Annotated in this window: 9 protein-coding genes and 1 pseudogene; 7 read left to right on the top strand and 3 right to left on the bottom strand. The window is 42.9% G+C overall.

Going from position 1 to position 17,030, the window contains the following annotated elements; genetic code table 11:
- Window positions 1–33 precede the first annotated feature (33 nt).
- Entirely contained in the window at window positions 34–1,488 is a 1,455-nt protein-coding gene (locus CD33_RS08785) for an N-acetylmuramoyl-L-alanine amidase (protein WP_052130141.1), read from the bottom strand.
- A 283-nt stretch (window positions 1,489–1,771) separates the two neighbouring features.
- On the opposite strand from CD33_RS08785, the gene CD33_RS08780 reads away from it, so the two are divergent.
- The 5 genes and pseudogenes from CD33_RS08780 (at window position 1,772) to csaB (ending at window position 9,328) form a co-directional block, all read left to right on the top strand.
- Window positions 1,772–3,772 carry an S-layer homology domain-containing protein gene (locus CD33_RS08780; protein WP_052130140.1) on the top strand — a complete coding sequence of 667 codons (2,001 nt, stop codon included), beginning with the start codon at window positions 1,772–1,774 and terminating at the stop codon, window positions 3,770–3,772.
- 218 nt (window positions 3,773–3,990) lie between these two features.
- Window positions 3,991–4,731 carry a WecB/TagA/CpsF family glycosyltransferase gene (locus tag CD33_RS08775; protein WP_036200130.1) on the top strand — a complete coding sequence of 247 codons (741 nt, stop codon included), beginning with the start codon at window positions 3,991–3,993 and terminating at the stop codon, window positions 4,729–4,731.
- A pseudogene (locus CD33_RS08770) lies at window positions 4,728–6,281 on the top strand (putative polysaccharide biosynthesis protein); the annotation flags it as partial. The gene CD33_RS08775 and the pseudogene CD33_RS08770, both read left to right, overlap by 4 nt.
- 54 nt (window positions 6,282–6,335) lie before the next feature.
- Window positions 6,336–8,249, top strand: coding sequence for a DUF5693 family protein (locus CD33_RS08765; RefSeq protein WP_036200167.1), 1,914 nt, complete (start codon window positions 6,336–6,338; stop codon window positions 8,247–8,249).
- Window positions 8,249–9,328 carry a polysaccharide pyruvyl transferase CsaB gene (gene csaB / locus CD33_RS08760; RefSeq protein WP_036200129.1) on the top strand — a complete coding sequence of 360 codons (1,080 nt, stop codon included), beginning with the start codon at window positions 8,249–8,251 and terminating at the stop codon, window positions 9,326–9,328. Before CD33_RS08765 ends, csaB begins: the two co-directional genes overlap by 1 nt.
- A gap of 1,304 nt (window positions 9,329–10,632) precedes the next feature.
- On the opposite strand, the gene CD33_RS08755 is transcribed toward csaB, so the two are convergent.
- Window positions 10,633–11,109, bottom strand: coding sequence for an IDEAL domain-containing protein (locus CD33_RS08755; RefSeq protein WP_036200128.1), 477 nt, complete (start codon window positions 11,107–11,109; stop codon window positions 10,633–10,635).
- A gap of 567 nt (window positions 11,110–11,676) precedes the next feature.
- Here CD33_RS08755 and CD33_RS08750 point away from each other — a divergent pair.
- Together CD33_RS08750 and CD33_RS08745 are read left to right on the top strand one after the other, a co-directional pair.
- Window positions 11,677–13,275, top strand: a complete 1,599-nt coding sequence (locus tag CD33_RS08750; RefSeq protein WP_036200127.1) for a hypothetical protein — start codon at window positions 11,677–11,679, stop codon at window positions 13,273–13,275.
- Entirely contained in the window at window positions 13,272–16,109 is a 2,838-nt protein-coding gene (locus CD33_RS08745; protein ID WP_036200126.1) for a DEAD/DEAH box helicase, read from the top strand. Before CD33_RS08750 ends, CD33_RS08745 begins: the two co-directional genes overlap by 4 nt.
- A 467-nt stretch (window positions 16,110–16,576) precedes the next feature.
- Here CD33_RS08745 and CD33_RS08740 read toward each other — a convergent pair whose 3' ends face one another.
- Entirely contained in the window at window positions 16,577–16,990 is a 414-nt protein-coding gene (locus CD33_RS08740) for a single-stranded DNA-binding protein (protein WP_235863340.1), read from the bottom strand.
- Window positions 16,991–17,030 lie beyond the last annotated feature (40 nt).

Below are 17,030 nucleotides of genomic sequence, written 5' to 3'. Positions count from 1 at the left end.
CTGACGGGGGTTTTGCGGATTGCTTCCGCTTTTTTATTTACCTTGCCATTTATAGTAGTCCTGGATTCCCAAATAAATCGCATAGGCTGTTTCTTTTTGGTGGTTATTGATGTAGTTTGCTTCTTCCTTATTGGAGATAAAGCCCATTTCCACCAACACGGATGGAAGCGGGTTTTTGTAAATTACTTTGTAATTGGCAGTTTTTTCACCGCGGTCCTTCGATCCGATTGCATCCACCAATCGCTCCTGGATGAATTCAGCCAATGCTTTACTTGACTCCGCTCTAGTAGCAGTGCCTGAAGTCGTATAATAGGTCTCCGTTCCGCTCGCGGAACTTGATGCCGCGTTCATGTGCAGGCTGACAAATGTATCGGCACCGGCATTTTCGGCAATCGTTACCCTGTCTTCCAGCGCAATAAACTTGTCAGTTGAACGGGTCATGACGACTTTAATGCCCGCATTGTTTAAATAGTCTCTTAGGTGAAGCGCCACTCCAAGGGTTAAGTTTTTCTCATATAGCCCATTGCCCACCGCACCGGGATCATGCCCGCCGTGCCCAGGGTCAATGGCAATGACTTTCGTCAAGCTCGGTTTTTGAGATGAAATGTAACTTGTATGTATATAACCGGAAACTTTACCGCTTGTCATGTAAACCCAATCTCCGGTCTTTTCGTAGGTAGTCACTTCATTGCCCTTCGTTAAAGAGCCCACTTTTGAGTAACTCGTACCCGGACCGCTTCGAACATTCAGGCTGGCAGTCGTTACATACATTGTTGTCCCTTCACTTGGCTCACTTGGTTTTACCGTCTCGTTTGAATCTTCCGGCTCGCTCGGTTGCGTCGGCTCGGTCGGTTTCGGCTCGCTTGGCTTTACCGGCTCGATTCGATAATCCGGATTCAGCGCTCGCGCCAGCATGATGGCAAATTCCAATCGCGTTATGGAATTATTCGGACGGAATGTTCCATTTTCATAACCGTTTGTGACCCCTGCTCCCGTTACAGCCGAAATCGCTTTTGCTGCATTTGAGTTGGAAGGCATATCTTTAAATGAAACATCATTTGAAGCATTTAATTTAAAAGCACTTGTGATTAGATAGGCCATTTCCAAACGTGTCATATTTTTCGTTGGGCCGAATGTTCCGTCGGCATAGCCATTGATAATCTTCTTGTCATTAGCTGCTTGGATGTAGCCAGAAGCATATGAATCTGGTTTTACATCACTAAACACGGTCTGCCTTGGCTTGGCACCGTCCAATTTTAAAGCTTTCCCAATCATCGTCGCGGCTTCTTGTCTAGTTACTAATTGATTTGGTTTAAACTCCCCATCTGCATACCCAGTTACGATGTTCTTTCCTATTAAATAGTTAATCTCTTTTTCATAGGTTTGGGGTATGTCAGAAAGAGTGCTTGCAGAGACTGACTGATTCGGTACAAGAATCAAGCATACCAACATGAGGATAAACCAATAACCGATCCTTCTTCTTTCCATCCTTTAAGCTCCTTACTTATATTTGATTTCTATTAAAGATATTCAAAATATACCATAATTCAGCAAGACTTTCGACATTTATGAGCATAACGGTAGAATACTACTAGTTTAAATGACGGAAAGGGTGGAATCGACAAAAGGCGACACGCCGCAAGTGCTGGATACTGCTCAAATCTTATGAGATTCACTCCCCGTCAACTAAATTTAAATCTTCCCTATATTTTTGTCTCATATTTTGGTAGATTTATATATAGCGTAATATATTTTTGAGGGGAGAAATGAAATGAATAAGAAATTATCACTTGCCTTGGGGTTGGGATTATTTGCTTCGGCAGCACTAACTGCCTCACCCGGGACAACACATGCTGAAAACATCTCAGGTCACTGGGCATACACAGAAATGAATTATCTCATCAATCAAAAAATTCTAGGTGGGGACCAAAACGGGAACTATTTGCCAAATAAGGATGTCACTCGTGCGGAGTTTGCTAGTTTTCTAGTAAGAGCTTTGGAGTTGACACCAAAGTCTTCCACTGTTCGCTTTACAGATGTGAATCCGGGGGATTGGTTTTATTCCGCTGTTAATTTGGCGGCTTCCCACGATTTAATCGCCGGTGTCGGAAATGGCAAATTCAATCCGAACGCGAAAATCAATCGTCAGGAAATGGCGGTCATGATCAAGCGTGCTATGGATTATGCCGGGGTTGCTACGACAAAGTCGACGATTTCATTCAACGACAATAGTCAAATTGCTTCATGGGCAAAAGAATCGATTCAATATGCCGTGGGGTCAAAAATTCTGTTTGGCCGTGAAGGCAACACGTTCCGCCCAAGTGCCAATGCCACACGTGCGGAAGCATCGACTGTCATCTATCGCGTACTAAAAGCGGAGGAGAATTCAGCGGAAACTCCTACAACTCCTCCTGTGGACAAGCCGGTCGAACCGCCTGTTGTAGAGAAGCCGGTCGATCCACCGGTGGAAACTCCAAAACCAGTCGTACCTGGTAAAGAGTACGTAACCGATTTTTACTCTGCAAACTTTGCAACTGCTGTCTCACTGCAAGCCAACAATAGCCCGAAAGTCGATGGAGCGGGTATATTTACGGCGACAGATTCACTGGTCGCCTACTATATGAATCCAGGAAACTTCAAAAAGGATAGTGCAGAATTCTATCAGTTTTTAAAACTATCTGCGCCGGTTGAAGGGTTAAGTACATCGACAATCAACACGAAAGTCCTGAATGGGATGGGCAACTTGGCAAATACGGCCGATGCTTTTATCCAGGCTGGAACAAGTTATAGTGTAAATGCCGCTTACCTCATCTCCCATGCACTGCATGAAACGGGCAAAGGGACATCGCCACTTGCTATGGGGATTGAAGTGGGGCTCAATGCAGCAGGCCAACCGGAAATGGTGACGGCCCAAAATAAAGCGAATTTAACGAACATCAAAAAAACTTATAATGTATACGGAATTGGTGCGATTGACAAGGATCCGAAAAAATTTGGTTCCGAAACAGCCTATAAAAATGGCTGGTTCACTGTTAAACAAGCCATTATCGGCGGTGCCTCTTTCGTGAAAGAGAAGTATATCGGCATCGGGCAGGACACTTTATATGAAATGCGCTGGAATCCGGCTAAACCGACCGACCACCAATATGCGACACATGTCATGTGGGCAGTTTTGCAAGGTGACAAGATCCGTGAAATTTATGAAGTAACAGGTGCCGACAAAACGACGAAACTCGTATTTGAAATTCCGGCTTATCAAGCTCAGCCAGCTACTTCTCCAAAACCGAGCGCAGAAGATCAATATGTGGTTTATCCGACTTTGAATGGTGCTGTTGGAAAAGTCGTTTCGCCGACTATTCCGTTGAACTTCCGAACTTTCCCGAAAACTGGAACGGTGATCTCGACATTGGCGCACGATACACAAGTAACAGTTCTTGGTGAAAACGGTGGTTGGTACAAAATTTCCGTAAACGGTAAACAAGGATGGGTATCTGGTGAGTACCTCACTTTCGCGGATGCTTTAAAAATTAAAAACAACACGAATGGCCTCAATGTTCGATTTGAACCGAATACAACAAGCCGCATTATCGGCATGGCCAAAGGCGGCAGCTATATTCTTGGTGTAAAAGACGCGAGTGGTCAATATATTAAAAATGGCGTTTGGTACAAAGTTCTTTATGACCAGGAACCTGGTTGGGTGCACGGAGATTATATCGTACCACCAGTCCAACCTGTAATTCCGCCTGCCACAACTCCTGTCACTACTCCTTAATATGCGGGGATGACTTGATAGCATAAACCTCCTTCGATTTTCGAGGGAGGTTTTTTTGAGGATTAGCAACTGATTGGGTGCTAGCCAAGCACTTCCGCATTTCATATTTTCTACATCCTTCAACAATTTTCAATGTCTTTCGAAAATTAACTGCAACGTTTCCATTTATGGTATGATAGTGCGGTAAACAGGTATCAACAGAAAGGTTTGAGTACTATATGAAGCAAGTCACAATAATGGGTGTTCCTTTTTTACATATTGATCAAAAAGGCTTTGTTTCCTTATTAGAAAATCGAATTCAACAAAAAGAAAAAACGTTCGTTGTCACTGCAAATCCCGAAGTGGTGATGACCGCCAATGAAAATCCGCAAGTAATGCAATACCTTGAAAAAGCCACATATATTTGCGCAGATGGCATCGGTGTCGTCAAAGCCGCGCAAATTCTCGGGGAATCGCTTCCCGAACGTGTTACGGGTTATGACACGATGGTACGGCTTTTGGAAGTGGGCAATCAAAAACATTATAAAATTTTCCTATTAGGTGCACAAAACGACACATTGCAAAAGGCTGTCGACAATATTCATGCAACCTACCCGAATGTCGAAATCGTCGGATATGAGGACGGCTATTTCAATTGGGAAGACAACGACATTGCGGAAAGAATTTCGCAAACACAACCAGATTTAGTGTTTGTCGCTTTAGGTGTGCCAAGACAAGAAAAATGGATTTCCGAAAATCTCGATTGCTTCCAGCACGGTGTTTTCATGGGTGTCGGTGGCTCCTTCGATGTCATTGCGGGAACGGTCAAACGGGCACCGGCAATATGGCAAAAGATGAATCTTGAATGGCTATACCGCCTGCTTTCCCAACCTACTCGCTTTAAAAGAATGCTTGCACTTCCCCGGTTTGCCATCAAGGTGTATCAATTAAAAGGCAAAGGTCAGGGGTCAACTAAATGAGTCAGTCCACATTTGTAAAAAGTACAATCATCCTGACGATTGCCACCCTTCTTTCCAAAGTGTTGGGAAGTATTTTCCGCATTCCGCTGCAAAATATTGCAGGTGACGAGGTACTTGGGATCTTTACGCTTGTGTACCCCGTCTATATGGTGGCACTTTATCTTTCCGTGGCAGGGATCCCTCTTGCGATTTCCAAGCTTATCGCTGAAGCTCATGCGAAAAACGAGCAACATAAAGTAAAAGAAATTTACTTTACAGCGAGCATCTTGGCATTATGTTTTGGGGTATTGAGCTTTGCAGTCATCATGGGATTCTCCAGTGAGATTGCCAACGCACTTGGTGGACCTTCCACTGAAATCGCCTTGATCGTCGTTGCCCTCACGTTGCTGGTGGCCCCTTATATGGCCGTCTACCGCGGATTCTTCCAAGGCTTCGGCAATATGCAGCCGACTGCCGTATCCCAAGTGATTGAGCAGCTTGTTCGGGTATGCTTGATTTTATTGGTGTCGTATATTTTAGTGGCAATGAATTATTCCACAGAAGTCGTTTCTGGTGGGGTGATGATTGGCTCCGTCATCGGTGCCCTCGCTTCCCTCATCTATTTACGATTTCAATATTCCCGTTCTTCGGTGAAAGTAACCTCTTCCAAAAAGGTTACACTGGGCCAATTCAAGTCCTGGAGCAAGGTCATTTTAAAGATCTCCATTCCGATTGCCATCGGTTCGGTGACAATGGCTCTGTTCAACTTTGTGGACTCTTTCACTGTGACGTACGGGTTGAGAAGTGCCGGTGTCGAACAGCATGAAATTACTTATCAATACGGGATATATGGGCGCGGACTTACACTTGTCCAAATCGCAACGATTTTCGCATCGTCGATTATTTTGCCGCTCGTCCCACTGATCACGAAGAAATTAACGGAGAATGATTTAACGGGAACTCGTGCACTTATTGAACGAACACACCGTTTAACGCATCTCATTTCCTGGCCGGCAGCATTGGGGCTTCTTGCACTGACGCTTCCTTTGAACCTGGCTTTGTTCACCGATCTTGAAGGAAGCACGATGCTTGCGATTATTAATCTCAGTTCCGTCTTCACTTCCTTGACAATTTTAGGGACGGGCATTCTGCAAGGAATGAATTCCGCAAGAGCAGGGGCCATCATCATTCTCGCCGGCGTCTTGCTGAAAGTGTTTGCGAACATCTTCTTTATCCGGTCATTCGGATTGGATGGTGCGGCATTCTCTACATTATTTGTGTATTTTGTTTTATTTTTCGTCAATACCGCCTTCATCTACAAAAAGATGCGTTTTTCGTTTATCAATGGCAGCATCGTCAAAATCATCTTTGCTTCCCTGTTGATGGGCGCAGTGATCGGCCTTCCGACATTATGGTTTAATGTTGCAAGCTGGTCCAGATTTGTTGCCCTGGCGTATGTCGTTTTGGTGATGTTTGTTGGCGGAGCAATATACTTCGGTGTGCTATGGTTCACACGCGCAATTAACCATGAAGATTTAAAACAACTCCCCGTCATCGGGAAACGATTTAGTGGAAAACAAACTGATGGGAAACCATCGCAAACGAATGAGAGGAAGAACAAGTTAATGATTAAACAAAAGTGGCTTTGGGGGATCCTTCTCCTGGTTCTGATTGCGTCACTGCCTGGCGTCATCAACAGGTGGCATGCAGAATCAGCAAATGACAATTACGAAGTGATCATTCCATATCAAGAAATCGCAACGATTGTCGAAGAAAGTGATCTAACGGCCGATGAAGTCCTATCCAGATTAACAGATGCCGGCCTCACTTCCGTAAGTGTCGAAGCGGTATCACTGGAAGATTTGGAGAAACAAAACGTCCTGGCGATATATGAAGAAAGTGAACTCGCAAACAGCTTGCTCTTTACACAATATGAAGGAGCTGTTGATACCGAGGAAACGGGATATTATGTAACGATCCCGGAAGATAGTTATTACCAAAACTTTATAACAGATCATTTACAAACCGAAGAAGTGACGGTTGCCGGTAAACCATTCTACTTCATCGCAAGTTCCACAGAAGACTTTGAAGTGGACATGCCATTCGGATACGACCAATCCATCGTGGACCAATTGGATGCACAAGGTTTGATGGTAGTCTTCAGAACGACAAATATCGAAAGTGATTCAGCGATTTCGAAGATCGTCCAGCAATTAGTCGAGCTCAAAGGCGACAATAAACTTGGTCTTTTAGGGTCGGGAACGGAAGTCATTGGATTCGGCCATCCTGACAGAAACGCTTGGCTGCAGGATCTGCAACAAGCAGGCTATAGCTTCTATACAATAGAAGGAAGCCAGCTTAAGGGAGAATATGATTTAGCGAAGTCGGCTGGGTATGACATGATCCGTTTACATAGTATTGATGTGAACAAGCAAACGAACTTAACGGTTAACGAAAGTGTCGATCGCACAACAAGAGCCGTGAAGGAACGTAATATTAAATCGATTTTCTATCACATTAAAACAAAAGGCGACGCCGAAGAAAATCTGGATGAGGCTGTTCTCTATTTAACAGAGGTTCAAGACAAAATGCCTACCCACTTTACTCTAGGCGCACCGAAACATTTCGAGAAAATTTCTGTCCCGGCATGGGTGACGGCCCTAGTGTTATTGGGGGGGATGATCTTCATGTATTTGATCTCTGAGCTAATCAAAGTGAACAAACTGCGGATTTTGGCTGTTCTCTTTATGGCAATGCTGGCGGTCGCTTACTTTGTACTGAACCGCGTATTGTTCCTGCAGGCATTCGCCTTAATTATTGCGGTCCTAACGCCAATCTATGCTGTCATTAAATCGGCTAACGGTTCCACTCGCATACGCGACATTTTTGTCCAGTATGTAAAAGGAATCGCCATCAGCTTGATTGGGATTTACATTGTCGTAGGTCTGTTAAACGGAAACGGCTTTGTTACGGGCTATGAAGTATTTAGAGGCGTGAAGCTTGTCTATGTGATTCCGATTGCCGGAATTGTGTTATTCGCTTTATTCCAAGTGTATGAAATTTCGAAGAATGGCTTAAAAGGTTCGCTGAACACATCGGTGACATTGTTAAATAAAGAAGTGAAATACTGGCATGTACTAGTGTTGATGATTGTCGCAGCAGTCGGCTACTTCTATATCGGTCGGACTGGCAACTCGGGTTCTGTGACGGAACTGGAGTTAACGTTTAGACAATGGCTGGAGAACACAATGTATGTTCGTCCAAGAACGAAGGAATTCCTGATTGGCTTCCCGTTCTTCGTACTGGCGCTTTATGTAATGGGCATCAACAAGAAATGGGGAACGATCCTGCTGATCCCGGGTGTCATTGGATTCTTGTCCATCATGAATACATTCACCCACTTGCACATTCCTGTTTCGGTGTCATTGTTGCGCACACTTTACAGTACAGTACTTGGCTTCGTGATCGGCCTTGTATTCATCGTGATATACAAAATTTGTGTCCACTACTTTAATAAAGCCAAAACGAGGTGGTCATAGTGCGTGTCGTTTTATCCGGCTACTATGGTTTCGATAATGTTGGAGATGAGGCCATCCTCTTCTCCATCATTAGTGCCTTAAGAAAGCTTCAGAAAGACATCGAAATCACCGTGTTATCGAATAATCCAGAAGCTACGGAACGAACGTATGGCGTCCAGGCGGTCAACCGCTGGAAAATGAAAGAAGTCAGCATGGCCCTAAAGAGTGCGGACGGATTGATCAGTGGCGGAGGCAGCCTACTGCAAGATCAAACGAGCATGAAATCCATCCCCTACTATTCCGGGATCATGCAGATGGCCAAAATGCACAAAAAGCCGGTTTTCGTTTATGCACAAGGAATGGGGCCCATCAACAAAGGCATCAGTAAGCTGATTGTCCGAAAGACGTTGAACAAAGTGGACCAAATCACTGTCAGAGACGAAGATTCAAGAAAGCTTCTTGAAGACATTGGCATTAAGAAGACGATTGGCATTGTACCCGATCCGGTTACGGGGCTGGATGGCAGCAGCTTCCGGAGTAGCTGGCTTGAGAGTAATGGGTTGGAAAATTACATCACCGTCAGTGTGAGAGATTGGCCTTCTACGGTGGATTTCAAACAAAAAATTTGTGATGGCCTGGACCAACTCGCCCGCAACGGGGAAACAATCGTATTCATCCCGATGCACGGTGAGCAAGACGCGAAAACTTCTAGAGAATTCGCAGAGACGATGAAGGAAAAAAGCCTGATTGCGCCTGCTGATTCATCCATCGAAGAAAAAATCGCGATCATCGGCCACTCTCAATTATTGATTGGCATGAGACTTCATTCGCTCATCTTTTCAAGTATTTTCTACACACCATTCATCGCGGTTTCCTACGATCCGAAAATCGACGCCTTTGCAAAAATTGCAGGGCAACCGATTATTGGCCACGTCGAACAAGACAACTGGAACAGCAATGAGCTGTATGAAGAAGCCGTGAGCATACTCGGCAATCGTGTGGATGCTGAAGCTGCTATGAAAGCCACGATTCAACCGATACAAAGCCAAGCACTAGATACGGCGAAGATGGCTTTAGAGGCGTTTGCTAAACGCGCATAATGATGTTTTCGTTTGGAAGGGTCCCTGAATGGGGCTCTTCTTTTTTGTTGTAGGAAGAATTTCGCTCTTTTTTATGGTCCTCAGCTGCTTTATTGAATAATCCCGACACTTTTTGCGGAAACCGCGACGTTTTATTGAGTTATCCCGACAGTTATTGCCGAAATCCCGACAGTTATTGCCGAAATCCCGACAGTTATTGCCGAAATCCCGACACTTTATCAATTATTTCCGACACTTCGGGTATTTCAACAGTTCACTGCCATTGAAGTTATCCCTGCTAGCAACCTCATAGACAAGTTCCTCCCTGCTCTTCAAGGATTTGTCTTTGAAATTACTTCTATTGGACAAATTTCAATTATACTCTTTGGTAATTGTCCTTTAAAGCACCTCTAATAGACAAATCCAATCCACTCTTTAATGGATTTGTCTTTTAGAGCACTCCTATTAGACAATTCCAACTCACCCTTTAATGAATTTGTCTCTTAGACAGCTCCTTTTGGACAATTCCCGCTCACACTCCATTAGATTTGTCTTTTAGACCGCTTCTTTTGGACAAATCCAACTCACTCTTTAATGAGATTGTCTCTTAGAGTACTCCTATTAGACAAATCCTGCTCACACTTTATTGGTATTGTCTTTTAGAGCGCTCCTATTAGACAAATCCTGCTCACACTTTATTGGAATTGTCTTTTAGAGTACTCCTATTAGACAATTCCCGCTCACACTCCATTAGATTTGTCTTTTAGACCGCTTCTTTTGGACAAATCCAACTCACTCTTTAATGAGATTGTCTCTTAGAGTACTCCTATTAGACAAATCCTGCTCACACTTTATTGGTATTGTCTTTTAGAGCGCTCCTATTAGACAAATCCTGCTCACACTTTATTGGAATTGTCTTTTAGAGTACTCCTATTAGACAATTCCCACTCACACTCCATTAGATTTGTCTTTTAGACCGCTTCTTTTGGACAAATTCAACTCACTCTTTAATGAGATTGTCTCTTAGACCACTCCTTAGAGACAATTCCAACTCACTCTTTATTGCATTTGTCTTTTAAACCACTCCTTAAAGACAAATCCCAATCACTCTTTATTGGAATTGTCTTATAAACCACTCCCTAGAGAAAAATCCCATCCACACTTTAAACCATTCGTCCCTTAGATTACTCCTCATTAACAGTTCCACCCTACTCCTCGCAAAACTTCTATTCAGAACTCATCCCCCTGCCAAAAACAACAAAGGCACCTCCAATCACATTCATGATTAAGGTGCCTTTCTCCTACTCCATATCCGGGAAGGGGGATTATTGGTTTGTCTCAAGCAGTTTTGCTTTTTGTGCGGCTAATTCGTAGAAGCGCTTTTCGTCTCGCTGTTCGAGTGCTTGATCGATTAGGTGTTCGAGATTTTTTTCTTCTAGTTCACGGATCATTTTTTGCATTTCTGATTCGGATTTTTCTTTCGATACGGTTTTGCTTTTTTCTTCAGGTGTCGTTGCTTGATCTAAGATAGGAGTTAAATGTTCATGCACGTTTGAGATTAAAAGCAGCTGATATAAGGGTAGACGGATAAAGCGGCTCCCTCGTTGGAACACAAAAATCTCCGACAGATTTTCGATTTGTTTTGTTTCGATGTCGATAATCATTTCCTTCCCTTCCACAGGAACAAAATGATACAACTCGTCATCCTTGACGATCGAAAAATATTGGTAAGCGAATACTAAGCGTAGCGTCTTTCCATTCACTTTCGTATAGAACGGTTTCATAAACTGTACTTGAATCATACTATCCCCTCCTATTTGGGATTTCTCTGACTTTGCTAATTATATTATATCCCCATTATCGTGTTACATGTAAGCGATTCCAATACTCGTTGCGTGCTGGAGCATGATCCATATAATTTAAGGTAAGCAGCACTTGGCTCACATCCCTGCAATGCGTTTTACTTCATCATACGAATTTTATAGCTCATTAATGCTATAATCTCCATACTTTTCGCTTTTCAAACTAGCGGAATGTTACTAATTTTATCGATATTTGTAAATCGATTCGGTTACATGAGCTAACCCCGTTTGATCAAATTTATGTAGAATACATTTTCCCCTATTTATACGTATCAAACCGATTAATGGTAACCTTTTTACTAAACTTTCCGTTTTGCTTATCATTCCCGCATTTTCAAGTTATAATGAAAGGACAGACTTTTTTTAGCGAGCTTTTAATGAAATTCGCAATGACTTATGCCCATGTGGAACATGGCGCGTTTTTACGTTAAATATAAATTTACAATAAGTGAAGAAAAAACACAGATCCTAGATGCTCTGTGTTTTTCTAAGGAGCGTATTATTACAATGGGGATATCGATTACAACTCTTGCCTGGGAACAAGCTGCATTTATTCGAACTCAACTAGAACATATCGAGCAATCTTTACATCCATCTGTCACTGAGGACGAGGAACTGGTACGCCGCGCACTTTTTGCCGTACGTAACAAATCGGTAAACCTTGAACGCTATATTCCTGCTACAACTACCCTTTATGCATCTGTCCAGGATGTTCGGCTAACCCATGTCAGCGTTAATTTCAAAACGGAAGAAATTAATTGCGACTGTCCTCAAAATGATTGGTGCCGGCATAAAGTTAGTGTCATCTTGTCGCTATTCCAATACATTGGCTCTGTTCAGGACTGGGCGGCCAAATGGCGTGCGAAAAAAAGTGTCAATTTGCACATGTTGGCATCGAATCGAGCTCCGGAAAACTGGCTCGCCATGGTAGATGAAGTCATGACGCATCTCCTGCCAGAGGGACGTCAAATCGAGAAACAGCTCATCTCGAGCATTTCTGAGAACGCCCATACGAAGCTTAGAAAGCATCTGCCTTTTGAACGGGAATGGCAGCCGATCTATAAATTATTTATGGAAATTGCGATATTAGATAAAATCTGGCAGCACCTAAACCAATTTAATACGCGATTCAATACTGGCGATTACTTTGAGTATTTTTTCGACCGCCGCTTCGAAACGATCCAGAATACCATTCATGAACTTTCCGGAAAATCCCGACTGTTCGCGACAGATCCATTTTTTGACGCTCTTCAAATTATGGTAAGGAACTTTTTACTGGAAAGACAACACTATACCGGCCGAAGACTGAATATTTATCTGTTATTTTGGGATACAGTATTCATCGAGAAAAGACGGGCCGAAGAAGAATTGGATATTCTGAAGCGTTATCTTGAAAACGACGAGCTGAAGTCAAAAATAAGTGAAGATGTGCCTCTTTCTGCGGTATTTAACGTTTTCCATATTGTATTAAAAGAATATGATGCATTAAAGCAACATTTGGAAAGCATTACTTTGGATCAAATGGGCATCTATTTTGGATTGGCGACGTTCGCCTCTTCCCGACAAGATGAAATCTCGACCGAGTTGATTTTAAAGGCTATGCTCCCACTTTTAAATGAGTATATTAATAGCGCTTTGATGCCTTCTCAGCGACAAATGTACGTCAGAAGGATTCATCTTATATATGATAATATCGTTCTTACCGAACAGGAAGAACTCATGCTCTATTCGGCATTCGGTTCCTACGGCGTACAACCTTATTCACACTATCTTTTGAAGGAGAAACGGTACGAGGAATGGGTTGCCCTTCATCAATTATATCCGTCTTCCATTTCATATTTGGAAACTTGCGGCTTGAAGGAAGTTCTTGAAGAGGCTCCTGAAGCAACACTGCCGCTGTATCATTACTATGCCATTGAAGAAGTGAACCAAAAATCAAGAATGAACTATAAACAAGCCGTCCGCATTTGGAAAATGATGAAAAATGCTTCGAAAAAATGCGGGAAAACTAATTTTTGGGCTGATTATATCCATACTGTACGTGAACAATATAAACGGTTACGTGCTTTACAAGAGGAATTAGAGAAAGGAAATCTACTGGTATGACACACATTCAACAAACGCCTTTTACGAAAACAATTCGATTATCTTTGGAAGAACTCACACCAGCTTTCTTTTCTGTAACAGCTTTCAGCGACGATCATGCACCCTTATCTCCCGTTCAGTGGACAAGGCAGTTATTTTTTCGTTATGAACCCAATTTCTTTGGCTTAAATGCAAATATGAGCGATACAGATATTCGCTTGACGACTTCGGAACTTGTTGATTTACTATCGCCTCTATACAAACACCCATTTATTCAATTAAAGGGTGAGGATGAACAATCAGAAAGAATGCTGACTTCGATCAAAGCAATTCAACTGCTGTGGAACAACAGCGCGCTATGGGACTACGCCGTGACGGAAGAAAAAGAATCGGGTGATGTAGCATTCAGTTTTCAGCTGCCTGAAAGCTTTTCGGAAGATGAGTTTGTTCGCACTTTGACAGATAATCAGGACATACCATTAGAGGAATTTGAATCCCTCCTTACCACGGCAGCGTATCAAAGATTGGCCTTTGCGGGTTTACTTCCTAGAGATTTACCGATTTTACTGCCTTTCTTCAAAAATGGAGGGTGGCCATTAAATAAAGATCGCTCTCTTGGAAATCTGAAGGTAGCCATCCGTTTAAGTGAACCCGAGGAAAGTTCCACGGAATGGCTTTTGGAAACGGTTATTAGTTCAACGAAAACTTCAAAGCTCTGGACACCGGCTATCCGCAAGAGACATTTGCCGGTCGAAAAGGCGCTGCCTGAAAAATGGCTCGAATTTGCGGATGAAATTGTTAATCAACAAACCCAGATGCTTGAACTGATGGATCTAAGTGCATATCCTGTCTCCCCTGATACGTTCATACATACAACGATAGAAGATGGGGATGTCCGAAAACTACTCCGTGATGAATTTGCTAAACTCACAGCGCTAGGCTTTGAAGTCGTTTTGCCTGCATGGCTGAGAGAATTAAAGCAGTCCAAGATGCGGGTTCGTGTCAGTGCCAGTAACCAGTCGCAAAAATCCGTCGCAGGGTTGGATGATATTTTGTCCTTCAAATGGCAGCTTTCATTGAATGGTGAGGAAATAAATGCCGAGGAATTCCGGAAGATTGTAGAAGAAAACCGGGAATTTGTACGAGTCGGCGATGAATGGTTCCGAATGGACGTAAATTGGATGAATGAAATCCGCGAGCTGATGGATAAAGCGGAGGAAGAAAACTGGACAGTCCGTGAATTGCTTTTCCGCGAATTACCAAATGAGCTTACCGCCCCGTTGGAAGAAGACGATTCTGAAACGGATGATCCACTCTTTGCTTTTGAAATGCAACGGTCCTTGCAAGATTATGTGGAACAGCTCACGACGAAAAAGGGATTGCCCCCTATTGCAACACCTGTTGGACTGCATGCGGAATTGCGGCCATATCAGCAAGAAGGATTCGAATGGCTGACATTTATGCGCGATCAAAAGTTTGGTGCCGTGTTGGCGGATGATATGGGACTAGGTAAAACCGTCCAAATGATCAGCTATCTGTTATATACGTATGAAAATCTAAACATAGATGAGCCTGCGCTGATCATTTGCCCTACTTCCGTTTTAGGCAACTGGCAAAAGGAACTTGATCGTTTTGCGCCATCATTGAAAGTGATGAGTCACTATGGTTCCAATCGTTTAAAAGGTGATGGCTTTAAAACAGCTTTGCAAAGCGACAAACCTAATGTCGTGCTTTCCACCTATGGGACGATTTCACAGGATATCGAGTTTTTGGAGCATATGGAATGGGGAACCGTGACATTGGATGAAGCTCAAAATATAAAAAATATGCAAACGTTGCAATCACGAGCAATTCGCCGATTAAACGGAAAACATCATATTGCTTTAACCGGGACACCAATCGAAAACCGGCTATCCGAACTATGGGCAATTTTCGATTTCATTCATAAAGGATATTTGGGCAGTTTCGGGAAGTTCCAGGAACAATTCATTGTACCGATCGAACGGGAAGAATCGGAACGCCATAAGGAGATCCTGCGCAATAAAATTCGCCCATTCCTGATGCGGCGTACAAAAAATGACCCTGATTTAATGTTGAATCTTCCCGAGAAGCAGGAAACAAAGGAATTTTGCGCATTAACAAGCGAACAAGCCGCTCTTTATGAAGGCTATATAGAAGATACGCTTGCCCAGCTTGAAGTGATGACAGGGTTTGAGAAAAAGGGCCGTATCTTGCAAATGTTGAGTAAACTAAAACAGTTATGTAATCATCCAGCTTTATATCTTAAAGAACCATTGGATGACGCGAAAGCTCTATTAAACCGCTCCATTAAGCTCAAACGAATTGTTGAGCTTGCGGCCGATATCGTGGACAATGGGGAGCAATGCTTAATTTTTACGCAGTATATTGGAATGGGGCAGTTATTACAGCACTGTTTCTCGGAGCTATACAATATCGATATCCCATTCCTGACAGGGAGCATGCCAAAACAACAAAGGGATAATTTAGTTGATAGTTTTCAGGCAGGCGAGTTTCCGATTTTCTTGCTGTCATTAAAAGCCGGGGGAACCGGGTTGAACCTGACTGCAGCGAATCATGTGTTGCACGCAGATCGCTGGTGGAATCCCGCAGTGGAAAACCAGGCAACCGACCGTGCTTACAGAATCGGTCAAACCCAATTTGTCCAAGTTCATAAGTTCATCACGATTGGTACCATCGAAGAAAAAATTGATAAAATGATTGAAATCAAATCCGCCCTATCGGAAGAATTGATTCAGTCAAGCAACTGGTTAACGGAGCTGCAAGAAGACGAATTAATGGATCTTTTAATGCTTGATACACATGCACTGAAATAAAGAATAGAAACAGAGTCGATTGGTACTAAGATACTAATCGACTCTGTTTTTACAGTCTCTCGTTATCGTAATTCGTTTTATTCCATATTCAATTGTTTTCCTCTACTATGTAGAGCTCTGGATTGAAGGCATCACTACTGTGCGGTCAGCAGCAGTGATTAACTGATCACCACCTTTGAAGCATATTTTCGAAGCGAGGATGGATATAGTGATAGGAGCTTTTTGGAAGGGAGTTTTCTGATTTAAAGGGTAATTTTAAAGGGACACAAACACAAAATGATAGATATAGATGGTCAGGGTTTGTTCAAAATATGAATTGTTTTCTTGGAGAGTTTTTAATAAATTGCTTTAGGAGAGATGAAGATTTTAAAGAATCGAGTTGTTGCTTGGGAAAAAGTTGATGCGAAATAAAGTTTTGATACCTACCTCTACAACATTGCCAGCAGCTTGCAACAAAATTTCATTCGTTAAGGAACAGCCGTTTTCCCCATTTGTTCTGGGAGAACAAAATCAGTGGTCACATCAAGGTTGTGTTGCGGGGTTCCTCCTTTATTTTCAGGCTGTTTCAAAATAAAGAATCGGACATCATCCGCAACCACCTCGGTTGTGTAAATTTTTATATTGTCTTTATTTGTGAATGACCTGGTTTGCAAGCGACCATGAACACCTACCAAAGATCCTTTTCCACAGTAGGTGACGACTCGTTCTGCCAGCCTTCCCCATGCAATGCAAGTAACGAAATCGGCATCCACGTTTCCTTCATTATTCCGGTAGTTACGGTTTATGGCCACGATAAAGTTGGTCTGTACGCGATTACCAGGAAATGTCCTTAAAACTGGATCTCTTGTGAAACGCCCAACTAATCCGACTTGGTTCATCATGTTCACCTCCTCTCTTTCTGAGTCCATGATAAACGAACCA

The sequence above is a fragment of the Ureibacillus sinduriensis BLB-1 = JCM 15800 genome (genome assembly GCF_000772955.1).
In the GTDB taxonomy this organism is placed as follows: Bacteria; Bacillota; Bacilli; order Bacillales_A; family Planococcaceae; genus Ureibacillus; species Ureibacillus sinduriensis.
Note: the sequence above shows the minus strand (reverse complement) of the source record. Positions and strands in the feature narration are given on the sequence as shown.